This window comes from Amycolatopsis sp. WAC 01376, assembly GCF_003947415.1.
In the GTDB taxonomy this organism is placed as follows: Bacteria; Actinomycetota; Actinomycetes; order Mycobacteriales; family Pseudonocardiaceae; genus Amycolatopsis.
The window spans coordinates 811,402-826,638 of sequence record NZ_QHKL01000002.1 but is presented as its reverse complement, the minus strand read 5'-3'; the positions used below and the strand labels follow the sequence as shown (position 1 = coordinate 826,638).

The 15,237-nt window shown below is 63.7% G+C and carries 14 protein-coding genes and 1 tRNA gene; 6 read left to right on the top strand and 9 right to left on the bottom strand.

The window, feature by feature from the left end:
• Positions 1-71 precede the first annotated feature (71 nt).
• From DMH03_RS13200 to DMH03_RS13190, 3 genes are all read left to right on the top strand, one after another.
• Entirely contained in the window at positions 72-2,234 is a 2,163-nt protein-coding gene (locus DMH03_RS13200; RefSeq protein WP_125792275.1) for a phospholipase A2, read from the top strand.
• 377 nt (positions 2,235-2,611) lie between these two features.
• Positions 2,612-4,018 carry an LCP family protein gene (locus tag DMH03_RS13195; protein ID WP_125792914.1) on the top strand — a complete coding sequence of 469 codons (1,407 nt, stop codon included), beginning with the start codon at positions 2,612-2,614 and terminating at the stop codon, positions 4,016-4,018.
• A gap of 516 nt (positions 4,019-4,534) precedes the next feature.
• Positions 4,535-5,005, top strand: a complete 471-nt coding sequence (locus DMH03_RS13190) for a helix-turn-helix transcriptional regulator (protein WP_125785047.1) — start codon at positions 4,535-4,537, stop codon at positions 5,003-5,005.
• Positions 5,006-5,089: 84 nt separating this feature from the next.
• On the opposite strand, the gene DMH03_RS13185 is transcribed toward DMH03_RS13190, so the two are convergent.
• On the bottom strand, positions 5,090-6,550 hold the full coding sequence (locus DMH03_RS13185) for an NAD(P)/FAD-dependent oxidoreductase (protein WP_125792274.1): 1,461 nt from the start codon (positions 6,548-6,550) through the stop codon (positions 5,090-5,092).
• Between the two features lie 121 nt (positions 6,551-6,671).
• Between DMH03_RS13185 and DMH03_RS13180 the strand changes: the two genes are divergently transcribed.
• Positions 6,672-7,229: a TetR/AcrR family transcriptional regulator gene (locus DMH03_RS13180; protein WP_199748899.1), complete on the top strand. Its 558-nt coding sequence runs from the start codon at positions 6,672-6,674 to the stop codon at positions 7,227-7,229.
• 233 nt (positions 7,230-7,462) lie between these two features.
• Positions 7,463-7,873, top strand: coding sequence for a hypothetical protein (locus DMH03_RS13175; RefSeq protein WP_199748849.1), 411 nt, complete (start codon positions 7,463-7,465; stop codon positions 7,871-7,873).
• Between the two features lie 3 nt (positions 7,874-7,876).
• On the opposite strand, the gene DMH03_RS13170 is transcribed toward DMH03_RS13175, so the two are convergent.
• On the bottom strand, positions 7,877-8,098 hold the full coding sequence (locus DMH03_RS13170; protein ID WP_005165704.1) for a DUF3618 domain-containing protein: 222 nt from the start codon (positions 8,096-8,098) through the stop codon (positions 7,877-7,879).
• Between the two features lie 127 nt (positions 8,099-8,225).
• On the opposite strand from DMH03_RS13170, the gene DMH03_RS13165 reads away from it, so the two are divergent.
• Positions 8,226-8,302: transfer RNA gene (locus DMH03_RS13165), tRNA-Leu, on the top strand.
• Here DMH03_RS13165 and DMH03_RS43040 read toward each other — a convergent pair.
• From DMH03_RS43040 to DMH03_RS13130, 7 genes are all read right to left on the bottom strand, one after another.
• The gene (locus DMH03_RS43040; protein ID WP_370310832.1) at positions 8,259-10,013 is read right to left on the bottom strand and encodes a recombinase family protein; all 1,755 of its coding nucleotides are present in this window, start codon (positions 10,011-10,013) and stop codon (positions 8,259-8,261) included. The genes DMH03_RS13165 and DMH03_RS43040 overlap by 44 nt on opposite strands.
• Before the next feature lie 28 nt (positions 10,014-10,041).
• Positions 10,042-10,377: a helix-turn-helix domain-containing protein gene (locus DMH03_RS13150; protein WP_158633079.1), complete on the bottom strand. Its 336-nt coding sequence runs from the start codon at positions 10,375-10,377 to the stop codon at positions 10,042-10,044.
• A 59-nt stretch (positions 10,378-10,436) separates the two neighbouring features.
• Entirely contained in the window at positions 10,437-11,237 is an 801-nt protein-coding gene (locus DMH03_RS13145) for a replication-relaxation family protein (RefSeq protein ID WP_125792270.1), read from the bottom strand.
• Positions 11,238-11,361: 124 nt separating this feature from the next.
• Positions 11,362-13,632: a type IV secretory system conjugative DNA transfer family protein gene (locus DMH03_RS13140; RefSeq protein WP_125792269.1), complete on the bottom strand. Its 2,271-nt coding sequence runs from the start codon at positions 13,630-13,632 to the stop codon at positions 11,362-11,364.
• Positions 13,633-14,110: 478 nt separating this feature from the next.
• A complete protein-coding gene (locus DMH03_RS13135; RefSeq protein ID WP_125792268.1) occupies positions 14,111-14,386 on the bottom strand; it encodes a hypothetical protein in 276 nt (91 codons plus the stop codon).
• A gap of 124 nt (positions 14,387-14,510) precedes the next feature.
• Positions 14,511-14,666 (bottom strand): hypothetical protein, encoded by a 156-nt coding sequence (locus DMH03_RS42040; protein WP_158633078.1) that lies wholly within the window; start codon positions 14,664-14,666, stop codon positions 14,511-14,513.
• Positions 14,667-14,693: 27 nt separating this feature from the next.
• Positions 14,694-14,939 (bottom strand): hypothetical protein, encoded by a 246-nt coding sequence (locus tag DMH03_RS13130; protein WP_125792267.1) that lies wholly within the window; start codon positions 14,937-14,939, stop codon positions 14,694-14,696.
• Positions 14,940-15,237 lie beyond the last annotated feature (298 nt).

Sequence of the window (15,237 nt, the reverse complement as noted above, 5' to 3'; positions counted from 1 at the left end):
AGGGGAACCCTGCGGAAACCCCGGGGTTATCCGGATGTCGGCCTTGATCGGCGGATGGCACCCTGGACGCCATGCCAGCGACAGCCCAAGCCGCCGCTCGTCCTACCCGGATCCGGCGGCCATGGTCGACTTCGGGCTGGTTGTTGCTGGTCACGGTACTGGTGTTCGGTTTCGGCCTGATCGCGTCGCGGCCCGCGTCGCCGCCGGACCAGGGCCCACCGACGGGTGACCTGCTCGCGGCACAGAACGCGGTCGACGCGCTGGTGCGGCCGGGTCCGGTCGAGAACGTGCTCGCCGAACTGCCCGCCGACTTCACCGCGGTCAGCGGGATCACCCCGAGCGTGATGACCGCACGCGACGGCACCGTGCGCGCCGTCCACACCGACGGGGGTTGCTCGGCGCCCTGGGGCGACGACAACACCAAATGGGACTACGCGGTCCCCTGCAAGGCCCACGACCTCGGCTACGACATCCTCCGCTACGCCGAACGCAAGGGGCACCCGCTCGGCCAGGAGGCCAGGGCCTCGCTCGACGACCGGCTCTCGGCCGACATGCACAACGCCTGCGTCCTCAACCCGATGGACTCGCGCGGCACTTGCGACGTCGTCGCCTCTCTCTATACGGCCGGTCTGGTGCTCAACTCCTGGCATCAGCGCTGGGGGCCGCCGGTCGGTGACCCGCTCGGCCCGATGATCGTCGGCGTGCTGGTGATCGGCGCGTTGCTGGTGTTCCGCCTCCGCGGCTGGGCCCGCGCCCGCCGGACCGTCGTCACGCTTCCCCGCGAGCCGCGGCCGGTGGTCCCGGTCGGGCGGTGGGCGTTGCTCGGGGTCGCCGGTGTCGTGCTGATGCTGCTCGGTGAATCCGCCGTCGCGCTCGCGCATTGGGCGGGGGCACCCGAACGATCGTTGTGGCCGTTCACCTGGCTCGCCCAGCTCTGTCCGGTCATCTTCTTCGCGGTCGGCCGGATCAACGAGGCGGGCTGGCGGTCGATCCGCGCGACCGGCGGCCGCTACCCGCAGTACCTCGCCGACCGCGCGAGCCCGCTGCTGCGCCCGGCGCTGATCTTCGCCGTCGTCGCGCTGGTCGTCCCGCTCGCGCTGGAGGTGCTGGGCATCCCGACGGGGACGAACGCCACCGTCATGCGGATCGCGCTGCATCCGCTCTGGCTGCTCGGCGTCTTCCTCTTGACCGTCGTGCTCGCGCCGGCGCTGCTGACGCTGTATCGACGGACGCGGACCGCCTCCGTCGCCGGGCTGCTGGCCTTGACCTTGGCGAGCGAGGCCGCCGCGCACTGGTCCGGCTCGGCCGTCCCGCGCTACGCGGAGACGTTGTTCCTCGCCTTGTTCGTCCAGCAGCTGGCGTTCGCCCACGCCGACGGCGTCCGCCTGCGGCGAGGCGCCCTCCTGGCGACGGCGTTCACCGGCGCCGCCGGGCTGGCCGTCGCCGCCGCCGTCCGCGGCGAAGGACCGATGCTGCTCGGCGGTCCCGGCGCCCCGGCCGCGTTGTCGGGCCCGCCGTGGGGAGTGCTGCTGCTCGGCCTGGTCCAGCTCGCGCTCCTCGGTCTGCTCGCGCGGCCGCTGGCCCGGCTCGGCGAACGTGCCGCGGTCGCCTCGACCGCCCGCCTCGTCCTCCGCGCCCCGATGAGTCTCTACCTCGGCTTCCTGGCCACGATGCTGCTGCTCGTCGCGGTCGTCTATCTGCCGGGCCCGTTCGTGGACGGGCTCAGCTGGCTGGCCCGGCCTCGGGTCCTGCTCGCGATGGCCCTGCTGGCCGTGCCCGCCGTGCTCGTCTTCTGGTGGTTCGAACGCCATGCGGGACCGCAACAGCGAGCGGTCGACGAGCCGGGTCTGCGCGCGGCGGTGTTCTGCCGAGCGGCGGCGACCGTCGGGATGGCGTACGCGATGCTCGGCGTGTTCGGCTTCGCGCTGACCCGCTTCGGGGGCGCGTCGGCCGACGCCGACCTCCTCGGGCTCCGGTTCGGCCCGGTCCAGAGCCTGGTCAACCTGTTGCTCGGGGTGTACCTGCTGCACACCGTGCGGAACGGCACCAGCCGGATGACCGGCACCTGGCTGGTCTGTGCGGTCGCGTGCGCGCCGCCGCTGATGAGCGCCCTCGACGGCAAACACGTGAGCGCCGCCTCGGTCGCGCTGCCGGTCGCGACGATCGTCGTCGCGATGCTCGCCGCGGCCGCCACGCTGGTCCCCGCCCGCGCCGCCCGGCGTGTCCTGCCCTGAGCCGGACAGCGCTGACCAGGCGTTCTTCGTACCATGGTGAGGAAACCGGTGGTGCGTGCCACATCTTCGGGGGGATGTGTAATCCTGCGACAACCCTCAACAGGCACCATGCGTCCCTTGAGAAGACCGTCGACCGGTAGCGACCAGAAGGAGCAGACCGCGTGGAGTATCCGCCTCGGAATGGGTATGGGGATCGACGTCCCGCCCGGCCTAGGCAGGACGCGCCCGGACGCGTTCCTTCCCGCCCGGCCCCGCCCCGTGGAGACCGGCAGGCACCCGCCCGCCAGGCCGCCGGTGGTCCGCCCAGGCGGCCGGCCACGCGACGACGGTCGTTCCGCGGCCCCAAGATCGCGCTGGGCCTCGTCTCGCTGCTGGTGATGGGCCTGACCGGCTACGCGTGGGCCGCGATGGACGGCCTGACGTTCGCGAACGTCGGCATCGGTGCCGACGAGGGCGACAAACCCGCCGACGGCGCCCGCGACATCCTGCTCGTCGGCCTCGACAGCCGCACGGACGCGCAGGGCAACCCGCTGTCGAAGGAAGTCCTGGCCCAGCTGCGTGCCGGACAGGCCGACGGCGAGCTGAACACCGACTCGCTGATCTTCGTGCACATCCCCAACGACGGTTCCAAGGCCGTCGCGATCTCGCTGCCGCGCGACTCCTACGTCGACATTCCCGGCGGATACGGCAAGCACAAGATCAACTCCGCGTATGCCCGCGCGATGCTCGACGAGCGCAAGAAGCAGCAGGAGAACGGCGTCTCCGACCCGAAGGAACTCGACCAGAAGGCCAACGAGGCCGGGGCGAAGACCCTGATCAAGACCGTCGAGCAGCTGACCGGCTCGACCATCGACAACTACGCCGCCATCAACCTGCTGGGCTTCAGCGAGATCACGCAGGCCATCGGCGGGGTCGACGTCTGCCTCAACGACGACGTCAACGACCAGTTCTCCGGCGCGAAGTTCACCAAGGGCCCGCACACCATCTCCGGGGTGGAGGCACTCGGCTTCGTCCGGCAGCGCCACGGGCTGCCGCGCGGCGACCTCGACCGGGTCGTCCGGCAGCAGGTGTTCATGGCCGGGATGGCGCGGAAGGTGCTCTCGGCGGGCACGCTCGCGAACCCGGGCAAGCTCAACGACCTGATCACGGCCATCAAGAAGTCGGTCGTGCTCAACCAGAACTGGGACGTCTTCGGCTTCGCGCAGCAGATGAAGAGCCTGACCGGCGGTCAGCTCGAGTTCCGGACGATCCCGATCGTCAACATCGAGTACAAGACCCCGAACGACGGCGTCGCGATCCAGGTCGACCCGAAACAGGTCAAGAACTTCGTCCAGGGGCTCGCGGGCCCGCAGCCCGGCGAGCAGCAGCAGGCGCCGCCCGCCGAGTCGCCCAACAAGGCGACCACGGTCGACGTCCGCAACTCCACGAACCGGGACGGCCTTGCCTCGACGGTGCTGAAGCAACTCGTCGACAAGGGCTTCACCGCCGGCGACACGGCCACCGCGAGCGCGCGCAAGAAGACGGTGGTCTGGGTCGCCAAGGGCCAGAAGGCGGCGGGACAGGCCGTCGCCGACGAACTCGGCGGCAACCCGACCGTCCAAGAGGACAAGAGCGTCGAAGCCGGACGCGTGATGGTCTTCCTCGGCTCGGACTTCAAGTCGCCGAGTGGCGCCGAGGGCTCCGGTTCGTCGCAGAACGCCGCCGGTTCGTCGGCCGCGGCACCCCCGCCCGAGCAGTCCGACGAGAAGCCGATCACGGCCGAAGGCGTGCCCTGCGTCAACTGACGCGCACTCTTAGCGGCTGTCGATCCTTTCCGGCGAGCAGCGTCCCGAGTGCGGACCGGTATTTGCCTACCTACGCCGGACCGGCCCGAAGGCTGACGATGTAGGAATTGGGACGTTCAGTGTCCAGATTCCTGCATCGTCACGAGGTCGCGCCGGTCTCGGACTTCGGTCAACGGAGGATTGGGGACACTCAACGTCCCCGATCCTCCGTTGACCAGGCTCAGACCGGTCGAGTGGGGAAGATTCGCGACGTCCAGCGTCCCGAAAGTGGCTTTCGCGACACGGCCGCATCCCGGCGGCGGGCAGCCCTGACCGGCCTGACGGCCACCGAAACGCGCCCTTCGAGCCGGTTTTGTTCACCCATTCGGCCCAGCGGACCAAAATCGATAGGAAAAGCACCCCCGAAACCGCGTAAGAGCGGCGGCCCTGCCGACTTTCATACACGTGAGCGCGCTCGTCCCGGGTTTTGTCACACCGGCGGGCGGTGGAGAAGGTTGGCAAGGCAGGGGATGGGGAGTGCTGATCGACGCTGAGAGCTATCAGCGGATACTCGGAGACGAGCTCCGCAAGCTCCGCCGTAAACGTGGCTGGACACGCAAGGAACTGAACCAGCATCTGCAGAGCGAGATCTCGCTCCAGACGCTGGCCACCTACGAGCTGGGCACCCGGCACTGTTCCGTGGTGCGGCTGGTCGAACTGTGCGTCGCGATGGACGAGCTGCCACAGGATCTGCTGGCCAAGGTGCACCGCCGGGTGTTCGTGGACGAACCGGGCCGCGTCCGGGTCGACCTGCGCCTGGTGATCAAGGACGACCAGGAGGAACTGTTCCCCCTGAGACGGTGGGCGGACGACCGGCTCAAACGGTCGGGTGACGCCGGAAGCGCCGAGGTCCACCTCGACTTCGCGGCGCTGGAACGGATGGCCGAGCTCTGCGGCATCCCCACCGTCGATCTCATCGGAAGGCTTCGCCGGCTCAACCCCTCATGAGCGCGGCGTTCCCCGGTCCGTGAAGGCCATGCCCCCCATCTTGGCTTTCACGGACCCTCCCCCTCTTCACGCGCGTTCGCGAGGTCAGCCGAGGAGTTCGTAGTCCTCGCGCTTCACCTTGCGGGTGTCGAGCCAGTACCGCCAGGTGAAGCCCGGCCAGATCGTGCGGTTGACGCCCTTCGCGTCCAGGTACCAGCTCTTGCAGCCGCCCTGGGTCCAGATTCCCTTGGCGAGTTTGCGCTGGATCTCGCCGTTGAACCGCTCCTGCGCCTCCGGCCGCGGGTCGAGCGCCTTGCCGCGCGCGAGCCGCAGCGCCTGCGCGACGTAGGAGATCTGCGCTTCGATCATGAACACCACGGAGTTGTGGCCCAGTCCGGTGTTCGGGCCGAGCAGGAAGAACAGATTCGGGAACCCGGATACGGTGATGCCCTGATACGTCCGCATCCCCTCGGTCGCCCACTCCTTGCCGAGGTTGCGCCCGTCGCGGCCGATGATCTCCAGGTCGTCGAAGGCGTCGGTGACGTGGAATCCGGTGCCGTAGATGATCGCGTCGACCTCGTGCTCGACGCCGGCGCCGTCGACGACGCTGTGCTCGCGGACCTCTTTCACGCCCTCGGTGACGACGTCGACGTTGTCCCGCGCGAGCGCCGGGTAGTAGTCGTTGGAGACCAGGACGCGTTTGCAGCCCATGGTGTAGTCCGGCGTCAGCTTCCGGCGCAGTTCCGGGTCCTTGACGCTCTTGAAGATGTTGCGCTTCGCGATGCGCTGGCCGATCTTCATCACCCACGGCTGGCCGTTGAAGCCGATCGCGCGGGCCTCGAGCCCCCAGTAGAGGACGTCGCGGAAGGCACGTTGCAGCAGCGGAACCGAGCTGAACGCCTTCCGCAGCGCTTCGGGCATTTCGCGGTCCGGCTTCGGCATGATCCACGGCGGCGTGCGCTGGAAAAGGGTCAGTTCGGCGACGTCCTTCGCGATCTGCGGCACGAACTGGATCGCGCTGGCACCGGTGCCGACCACGGCGACCCGCTTGCCCTTGAGGTCGTAGTCGTGCTCCCACTGGGCGGAGTGGAACGCCCGGCCCTGGAAGCGCTCGATGCCGGGCAGCTTCGGGATCTGCGGCAGGTGCAGCGCGCCGACCCCGGCGACCAGCGCGGGCGCGACGAACTCGTCGCCCGACTTCGACGCGACATGCCAGCGGTTCTCGTCGGCGTCCCAGCGGGCGCCGGTCATCTCCTGGCCGAAGCGGATGAAGCGGTGCAGGTCGTACTTCGCGGCGACGTCGCGCATGTACTGCCAGATCTCCGGCTGCGGCGAGTACGCGCGAGACCAGCCGGGGTTCTGCTCGAACGAGAACGAATACATATGCGAGGGGATGTCGCAGGCGCAGCCGGGGTAGGTGTTGTCCCGCCACGTGCCGCCCACGTCGTCGGCCTTCTCCAGGATGACGAAGTCCTCACGGCCCTCTTTCCGCAGCTGGATGGCCATACCCAGCCCGGAGAAGCCGGTTCCGACGATGACGACCCCGGTCTCGGTGCGGTTGCCCATGCTCCGGCCTCTCGTTCGAATTACCTGTTACCGGGAGTACACCTTACTCGAAGTAGGTTACCTTCGGTAGAGTGCTGTGGTGACGACGGCGAAGCGCAAACGCATGCCACGAGCAGAGCGAATGCGGCAGATGATCGAAATCGCTGAGGAAGTCTTCGCCGAACGCGGCTACAGCGCGGCGTCGATGGACGACATCGCGGAGCGCGTGGGGGTCTCCAAGCCGATGCTCTACGAGTACTTCAACTCGAAAGAGGGACTGCTGCTGGCCTGCATCCAGCAGTCGCGGACGGCGTTGCGCGAGGTCACCGAACGGGCGACCGTCGGAGCGACCTCCGCCGAGGACGCGCTGCGGCGCGGACTGCTTGCCTTCTTCGTCTTCATCCGGGAACGACGGCAAGCCTGGTCACTGCTGCGCCACGAAATGGCGCTGATCGGCACCGGCGCCGCCGACGAGATCGAGCGGACCCGCCGCCAGCAGACCGATCTGATCGCCGCACTGATGAGCGACCACCTCGACGCGGGCGACGACCTGCGCGCCGAGGCGTCCGCGGAGTTCGTCGTCGGCGCGTGCGAACGGCTCGCGATCTGGTGCGAGCAGCACGAGGACGTCAGCCCCGAAACGGCGACCGGATACGCGATGGATGTCCTCTGGTCGGGCCTGTCCGCGAGGGCCCGCTGAAGCGACTGTGAAGATGCGCGTGCATTAGGCCATTCGGTCGTCACTCAGAGCACATTGCCGCCAGTGTCTTGTGACACAGAGTTGTCCTACTGTATCGATGACACTGTAGAAACTCTGATGGACAGTCACGGCCTCCGTCAGGAGGGGGCGCCACCACCCGAAAGTGGCGTCATGACGACGGCGTGGCGAAGTCCACTGAGTGACGCATGCTCGCGAGGAGAGGGGTGAGGCGGATGACCGAACCGATCACCGCGTCGTACGTCCAGGAGGACGACGACTGGAAGATCACGGTCAGCGGCTCCGGTAAGGAACTGACCGGTCGCGCACCGGGCATCATCGCGGCACGGGACCGGGCCGACCAGCTGGTGGAGAAACTGTCCCCGCCCGAACGGTCGACCGTGGTGCACCTGCTCAACGGCAGTGCGCTCGAGTTCACCGCCGCCTACATGACGGCGAGGCTCACGCTTCCGGAGATCGAGCCGCTCGAGGTTCCTCCGCCGTCGAACGGCAAGGCCAAGGAGAAGACCGGCGGCAAGCCTCCGGTGCCCCAGGGCAAGGAGCTCCCGAAGGCCGTCGACGAGGCGAAGGCCCCGAAGAAGGCTGAGTCGGCCAAGACACCCGCCAAGGCGGCCCAGACCTCCTGAGACCTACTTCAGGAGTTTGCGGATCAGCAGCACGCCGATCAGCACAGCCCCGCCGATGAGCGGGTACTTCACCTTGGGCTCGTCCAGCTTCGCGCGCAGACCGGTCTTCGCGGAATCCACCAGCTTCGCGGGGTTCGCCTTCGTGCCCAGCTGGTCGAGTGTGGCGACCAGCGCGTTCCTGGCCTGCTCGATCTCACGCTCGATGGTCTCGGGATCGCGAGCCACGTGTCCTCCTCGCCGCGACGGACTTGCTGAACGCCCACGTTAGAGGACGCCACCCCCCCACGGTGGCACCGGCCACGCCGAGAAACGCCGATCGTGTCGCACGCTACGATCGGCGTGGCAGCACTGGGGGCCCGTAGCCCAATTGGCAGAGGCACACGGTTTAGGTCCGTGCCAGTGAGAGTTCGAGTCTCTCCGGGCCCACCATGTCAGACGTACTAGAACCATCAGCAAGCAAAGCCCGGTCTAGCGCCTCTGACAAGGATGAACGCAAGCCACAGGCGCCGTACTCATCGAGTGCGGCGCCTGCTTGCTTCTCAGAGCTACATACAAGCGTCTGCCCCGGCTCAGCCGCCTGTGCAGCCTCATAGGCGGTGTACGTCGCACACAGGACGTCAAACGGCTCCTTGAGCTTCTGACTGGTGACCACAGGCATGTCATCCTCGACGTCGACATAGAGGCGGGTAAAGAACGCTCGGTTGAGCACTGTCCGTACCTCTTCGCTTCCAGCCTGGTAGGCCGCCTGCGGACGCTCCAGGAGGTTGAGGGCCATGTAGAAGACCTGGCGGCCTGCTTCAAGCTGAGCTTCCGCCTGATCGAGCTGTCGCCGGATGCTCTGCCGCTCCGAGCGCAGGGCTTGCACCTTCGCTCGGAGCTTGTCCTTCGGCCAGTCTTCTTCGCCCGCCAGTTCCAGGAAGTAATCTTCCTTCTTGTCCAACTTGGCTAGCCGCTGCTCAAACTCTGCCCGCATGTCGTCAGACAGGCTTGAACTAGTCGCCACAGCGGCATCCACCGCGTCACGTACGGCAGCGCGGAACGCACCGCTTAGGTGCAGCGCACGGCCGTAATGAGCCGCAACGGCTGCTTCCATGGCCTTGATCGGGATATACGGCTGTTCACAAACCTTGTCTTCACGGCCGCCGCAGAAGAAATAGAAGTAAACCCCACCGCTTCGGCCTCTCGCCCGCTGCACCATGAAGCGCTGCTTGCAGCGGTCACACCAGATAGTCCCCTTCAAGTAGTGATGATGCTTCCGGTGGCGGACACCAGACCCTGAGTGCGAAGCAAGTACACGCTGCACCTTGTCGAAAAGCTCCTCCGAAATAAGCTTCTCATGGCGGCCGGGGTACTCCATACCTTTGTGGATTACGTAACCAAGGTAATAGCGGTCTTGGAGACGCAAGTTGAGCGTCTGCGGCGATACGGGTTCATTGCTTCTCGGCATTCGGAGCCCTAGGTCAGTCAGCTTATCCCGCAGCTCATCCACGTTATACTTGCCCGTAGCGAATAGATCAAAGGCCATCTTAACGTACTTCGCGCGCTCCTCATCGACAGCGATCGTGTTCACTTTATGGCCATCAATGATTGCGGTAGTATTGATGTAGCCTAGTCTAGCCTGTCCGTTGGTGCCACCATTCTTTACTTTGTTGAGCATCTTCACTTTTATGTCTTCACCGTTACGCCGGACGTCAATCCAGTTGATAACGTCCGTAATTGCCTCCATGCCTTCGGCCATATAGCCTTCGCCGAAGTTCTCCCTTGCAGAGATCAGCTTTACACCCAGCTTATCTAGCTGCTGTTTAACAACGGCAGCTTCCACGTAGTTGCGGAAGATACGGGAGCGCATGTAGATAACGACATAGTCAATGTCGCGTTGCTCAACAATACGTTTTAAGAGTTGCTTAAAGATCGGCCGCTTATCTATTGCCTGACCGGAGTAGCCCGCTTCGACATACTCGTCAACCTTGAGGGCTTTCAACTCCCGGTTCCGCTTGTCACACCACTCGCGTTGCGTTGGGATAGAGTTACCCTCGGGGTCGATATCCGTTGCGGTGTACATCTGCTTTTTGTCAGAGACACGCAGGAGGTAAACCGAACGCTTCACGATATCCTTTTCCTGCTTGCTATCTTCTTCCATAGATCATCCTCCATATCGATTATGTTCTCTACTTCTTGTTCACTGCTGCGCGGAAGTACGCGGCCACCTCGGCGACAGTTTCCTCGCTCATGCCGTACTTCTCACGCAGGTATTCTTCAAACTCCGGAAGGTCGCGGCCAGCGTGCGCACCAAGGTCGGCTAGCAACTGCGGGAGTTCCAAGTTCAACACCCCGTCAAGGCTCAACAGCGTGGGAAGCGTCGGCAACTTGCCGCCCGATTCAATGCGCAAAATAGTTGAAGCAGCCACGCCCGACTTTTCGCCGAGTTGCGCGAAGGTCAGCCCCGCTTTTGTGCGTTTAGCGTTGATATGCGTTCCGATAATGTTACTAAGTTCGACTTTCACGTTACCCTCCACTTATGTACGCACATTATCTCACGGACGTTGCACGCGTGCAACGCAAACTATGCGTGGAGGCTACGAAACAATGAGGTAGCTAGCCTGGCCTGGGACGTCACTTTGTAGACCATGCGTAACGTGCCCTGATGCGCAATCTCCCGTGCGATCAGCTCGGCGCGTTCGTCAGTCGAGGTCGCAAACACGACGTGCGGCAGCACGCCGTGTACGCCCTCTATGCCCGTCGCCGCAAATGCTTCGTAGGCGGCAATTTTTCCACGAATCCGCCCAAGGTCTTCCGTACCCTGGTCGATCTCAAGCCAATGCGTCGCTTCGTAACGAGCGTCTTCCACAATAGCGAGTGCATCCGGCCGCAGCGTGCCACCGTTGCCGTCCGGCCACCAGCAATACGGCTCAGTCGAGAACGTGTGCACTTTCTTGTTAGTGCCACGCGCCGTTTCTACCAGTGCCACGAATGCCTCACTAATTGCCAGCGTGTGCCGCAAGAACATCTCACTTGGTGCGCGCGGTGCCCGCGTACGTTGCAACAAAGTGCTACCATTGATGAAGTCAGCCATTCGTTGCCCGATACGCCCAAGGCAGTAAACCAAGCCCACAGAACCCGCACGAACGCCACCAATACGGCGGTTAAGTGTCGCAACTAATCCGAGGTCAACAAGGCGCTTCATGACACGGCGTCGGATATGAGATTGTTGCGAATCGGCGTTGTGGGCAAATAGCAGGCGTTCGAGTTGTCCGCCCGTCAATAGCCGAACCCTGGCGAGACCACGAATGACCTCTTTATCACGCTCGCTCAGCCGCTCGGCGAGACTGGCAATAGTTGCCCAGCTGGCACGCGCCCCGCTCATACCATTCTCCTGAAGAGAGTATGAGTCGTTGGCATTAACGCGTAACTTACCGCCTCTGACCAGGGGCGTTGCAGGCAGCTACTCGACGCGACCGGACGGCCGACAAGACAGGTCATTGATTGCTTCATGACGTACCTCCTTTGGTTCGTTTATTGGTTCTCCTTTTGCCGAACGCAATACGGTCGGCTTGTCCGGCCTCAATGTCTGCGGCCGATACGGCATACGCTCGCTGGCTACGGCGTAGCACGTCGGCAGTACTACCCAGGCTGCTTGGCGGCGGGTACGTCACGGCGGTAATAGGTGCGAGTGTCGTACCGTGTACCGAGGGGCGCAGTGCGATTTCGTGAGCGCCGAGTCCTTGCAGATCGTCAACACTGAGCGGCGAGAACCGAGGCGCAAGTGCTCTTGCGTCTTCGTGTTCAACTTGAAAGGCAATCTGATTTCGCGTTGTTCCCAGTACAGCGCTTTTCAGCTCTGGCGGCAACTGCCCGAGATACTGGTGCGCCAAAGTCAGGCCAAGTCCTAATCCACGTGCCTGAGCCAGCATATCAGCCAAATCTAGGGGTAGTCTCATTATTTCCTGGAATTCGTCAGCGTATAACCAGGTTGGCCGCCGCCTCTCACGCGGAATATCAGCCCGCGAAAGCGTTGCCTGCCAGACGCCTGCCATAACCAGGGACCCGACAAGCGCTGTGGTTTCCGCGCCGAGCAGCCCCTTCTTTAGCGGTACAAGGATTATCTTTTTCTTGGTGAACGCGTCAGCAAGATTGACACCTGTGCTCTGCCCAAGCGTCAGTCTCAGCGGCGTCGAAAGCGTAAAATTTCGAAGCTTATTCAAAACGGGCGAAATGACCGTAGCCCGTTCGACTTGACTCAGGTTGTTATACCAAGCCCAGAACGGTCGAAGTGCAGGCGGTAGCGGCTGTCCCACAATGAACGAACGGAAACCGTCGTTGAGCAGCAGCTCCGGTAGTTCCACTAACGTCAGGCGCGAGCCGTCGACAGCCTTTGTGTTCACAAGGGTTAGCAGGCTTGCCCGCAGGATATCCGCCGTCCGCACCCCCCAGCTTGCTTGATACACCGAGTGCAGCACTGACAAGATATGTTCGGCGGATAGTTCACGGCTGCGTTCGTCATAGCCGAGCGCCAGCGGATTGAAGCCGACCACGTACCGCGTATTTGCCGGGTCAATCACAATTACATCGTCTCGACGGTGTTCCGGCACCGTATCAATGACGTCATGTACAAGGTCACCGCGAGCATCAATTAGGACGATGCCGTCGCCATTCTCCATATCCTGTTTAATCAGATTGTGCAGTAGCGTACTTTTGCCGCTACCTGTGGGGCCGAGCACCCACAAGTGGCGCAGGCGGTCACTGCGTAGCAAACCTATCGGGCGGCGATCACCAACGTAGTTGGACTCGCCGATGACGAGTCCGTGCCGAGCAACTGTCGGCGGTGTCGGCAATGTCCGCGCCACTCCGGCCGGAAGGCCAGGCAGGCGCAGCCCTTCGGCGGCCATACCGACAAGGCCGCTCGCTTCCTGCACGTTCACGATCAGCGGCCAGCGGGTAAGCGGCTGCTGGATATCGCGCAGACGACTTATCGCACTTGAACCGGAGATATGCCAGCGTTTAAGTAGGCGCACTCCAGGCGCATCCATACCGCCGAGCGGCATCCAGGCGCGGTGGAAGAGTTCGAGCGCCCGCGCTTTGCTGTCGGCCTGTGCGCCGACGCGGAGCGAGGCGGCCAATAGCGGCGACTTGAATTTGTTGCGTTGCTCGCGCACGTCATCAGCCGTTGAGAGCGCTTCGCTATCCAGCCACCACGGCATGGCGTTGTCCGGCTGAGCTGGGCGCGGCACTGTCCGCGTGGTGCCGCTGAAAATCCACTGCATCACAACACGTTCGTCTTTAGCGAGCGGTTGCAGGGAAGATAGAAAGTGCTGGGACGTTTCGCGGGCGCGGCTCACGTCGAGCGGCCGCGTTTCGTCGGTTAGTGTTGCTTCGGCAGCCATGCGAAACCGTGGACGACTCTTGAAGTAATCCGGCTGTTCGTCAACTCGGGCGTTCGGCAACGCTGCTCGTAGGCTCGCCAGGATTGGCCGCTCTAGCCGCTTTGGCACCAGCACGGTATGTGTAATGGCCCCTTGTTCGGCGCTGACCTCAAGTGCCACAGGCGTATTAGGCAACAAGTACCAGCGGGGGCTTTCAGTCATGACTTGGACGCGTCCGAGCCACTCGGCGACTTCAGCCGTTGTGGTAGTGCCAGACAGTTGCAGGCGCAGGGCGACAAGTCCTCTACGCCATGCCTGGCTGTCGAGCCAGCGGGCGGCCAGGATGAGTAGAAGCAGCACCAAGCCGCCGCCGATGATGATGATGAGCGCCGCATTCATCGGCGCCCCTCCTCGGGTGTCTCGTCCGACTGTTCGCGCTTCTCGCGTTCCCAGATCTCACGGCCGAGCTGAATGATTGCTTGTGCCACGAGTGCGGCGTCCGGATTCTTCCGGGGCGCACCGCGGACACGTATTCGACGTACTTTGCGCATAGTAAACCTCCTTCACGTTAGTTGGATGGCTCACAAGTTGCACGCGTGCAAAGCTGTGCCACATCTTCTTATAGGGACACGCGTACAGAACTTCAAGAGAGTGTGTAAATTCAGCTACACCGAATATACGGCGGCGACTTGGGGCCGAATGCCAACGTCAAATTATTGTTTTATATACAGCACTTAGCATTGCCGGTAGGCCGCTCGCCCGGCTGATCGTGCGCCAGCATCGACGCGACAGGACAGGCGGCCAGCCAGTGCGACGCCCACAAGCACGAGCGCCGCACTGCCAGCCTTGCCGTGCCACGAGCCGCCCGGCTGCGTCTTCACGACCCCCGATACTCCTCGTGCTCCGTGGAGTTCCGGAAGGGGTCAACGGCCAACGTCTCAACGTTCTGGCAGACGCAGCGCCGTTCCATGGCGATACGCAGCCGGTCAGCCAAAGCCGTCAGTCGCTCGCCCAACTCGTCCTGTTCGCCGACCGTCACGGCCTGGAGGCTTTCCACTTCCTCCAAGCGCTTTACGGTGCTTTCCAGCAACTTGCTCAACCGTCGAAGCTGCACACCGAAGTTTCCGGTCGGTTGAGCAGATGGTTCGGTCATCTTTTCTTTCCCTTCTTGGTGGGGCCCATGAGATGACGGGCAGTCCGAAACCACTGGTGGCCCCTCCCGATGGCGTAGCCGGCCAGGCCGCACGCGGAGGCAACGAGGCCGAATGCCACAGGGGTCATCGACGACTCTTTCGCAGCACCAGATAGAGCACCAGAACAGCGACGATAACCGCCGCGATCAGAAGAAATGCACCGGCGAAGTGAATGATGAGGTCGATACACAGGCCGATCATGAAAATGGCAAAGACCAGCCAGCACAGGAAAAACAGCATGGGTATGCCTTCTTTCGAAAGAGTGGATTACTTGCGGCGGCCGATAATGACCCACACAATGCCGCCGAGGATGACCGCGGCTCCAATTGCAGGAAGTGCAGGGCCGATAGTGCCGTATAGCATGTCCCAGCCACTCGAAATAGCCTGCCACAACGGGGCGGGCAAGATCGGGGACAATATTCCGGCAATGAGCCGCAGGAACAACCCAAGCACCAACAGCCCGGCCACAATGCCGATGATGCGTCCGAGAAGAGAACCAGAGCCTTGCTTCATGTGAGGTAACACCTCCCCCGAAACTAGCGGGATGCAGGCCGCGAACCGGGAAAAGATGCTCCGGGTGGCGGTGACTGCCTGACATCAACCACTAGACCAGCGGCCAGGGCACAGGCTGAAGTTGTGACCAGTCACTAGCTAGTGACCAGTACGTTTGCGCAGCTCAGCGGTGGTTTGGTCACATCAACGCCGAGGCTAGTGACTGGCCGGACCATCTGGTGTGGCTGGCGGAGACGCGGCCGGGTCGTGGGGTGCAGCCTTAGGTGGCCAAGACTCGGGACGCTCCCGCTCCTCCGGA

Coding starts and splice junctions, on each gene's coding strand:
- DMH03_RS13140 (WP_125792269.1), bottom strand. CDS start 13,632: ATGAATGCGGCGCTCATCATCATCATCGGCGGCGGCTTGGTGCTGCTT.
- DMH03_RS13185 (WP_125792274.1), bottom strand. CDS start 6,550: ATGGGCAACCGCACCGAGACCGGGGTCGTCATCGTCGGAACCGGCTTC.
- DMH03_RS13135 (WP_125792268.1), bottom strand. CDS start 14,386: ATGACCGAACCATCTGCTCAACCGACCGGAAACTTCGGTGTGCAGCTT.
- DMH03_RS13175 (WP_199748849.1), top strand. CDS start 7,463: ATGACCGAACCGATCACCGCGTCGTACGTCCAGGAGGACGACGACTGG.
- DMH03_RS13145 (WP_125792270.1), bottom strand. CDS start 11,237: ATGAGCGGGGCGCGTGCCAGCTGGGCAACTATTGCCAGTCTCGCCGAG.
- DMH03_RS13180 (WP_199748899.1), top strand. CDS start 6,672: ATGCGGCAGATGATCGAAATCGCTGAGGAAGTCTTCGCCGAACGCGGC.
- DMH03_RS13130 (WP_125792267.1), bottom strand. CDS start 14,939: ATGAAGCAAGGCTCTGGTTCTCTTCTCGGACGCATCATCGGCATTGTG.
- DMH03_RS42040 (WP_158633078.1), bottom strand. CDS start 14,666: ATGCTGTTTTTCCTGTGCTGGCTGGTCTTTGCCATTTTCATGATCGGC.
- DMH03_RS13200 (WP_125792275.1), top strand. CDS start 72: ATGCCAGCGACAGCCCAAGCCGCCGCTCGTCCTACCCGGATCCGGCGG.
- DMH03_RS43040 (WP_370310832.1), bottom strand. CDS start 10,013: ATGGAAGAAGATAGCAAGCAGGAAAAGGATATCGTGAAGCGTTCGGTT.
- DMH03_RS13195 (WP_125792914.1), top strand. CDS start 2,612: ATGGGCCTGACCGGCTACGCGTGGGCCGCGATGGACGGCCTGACGTTC.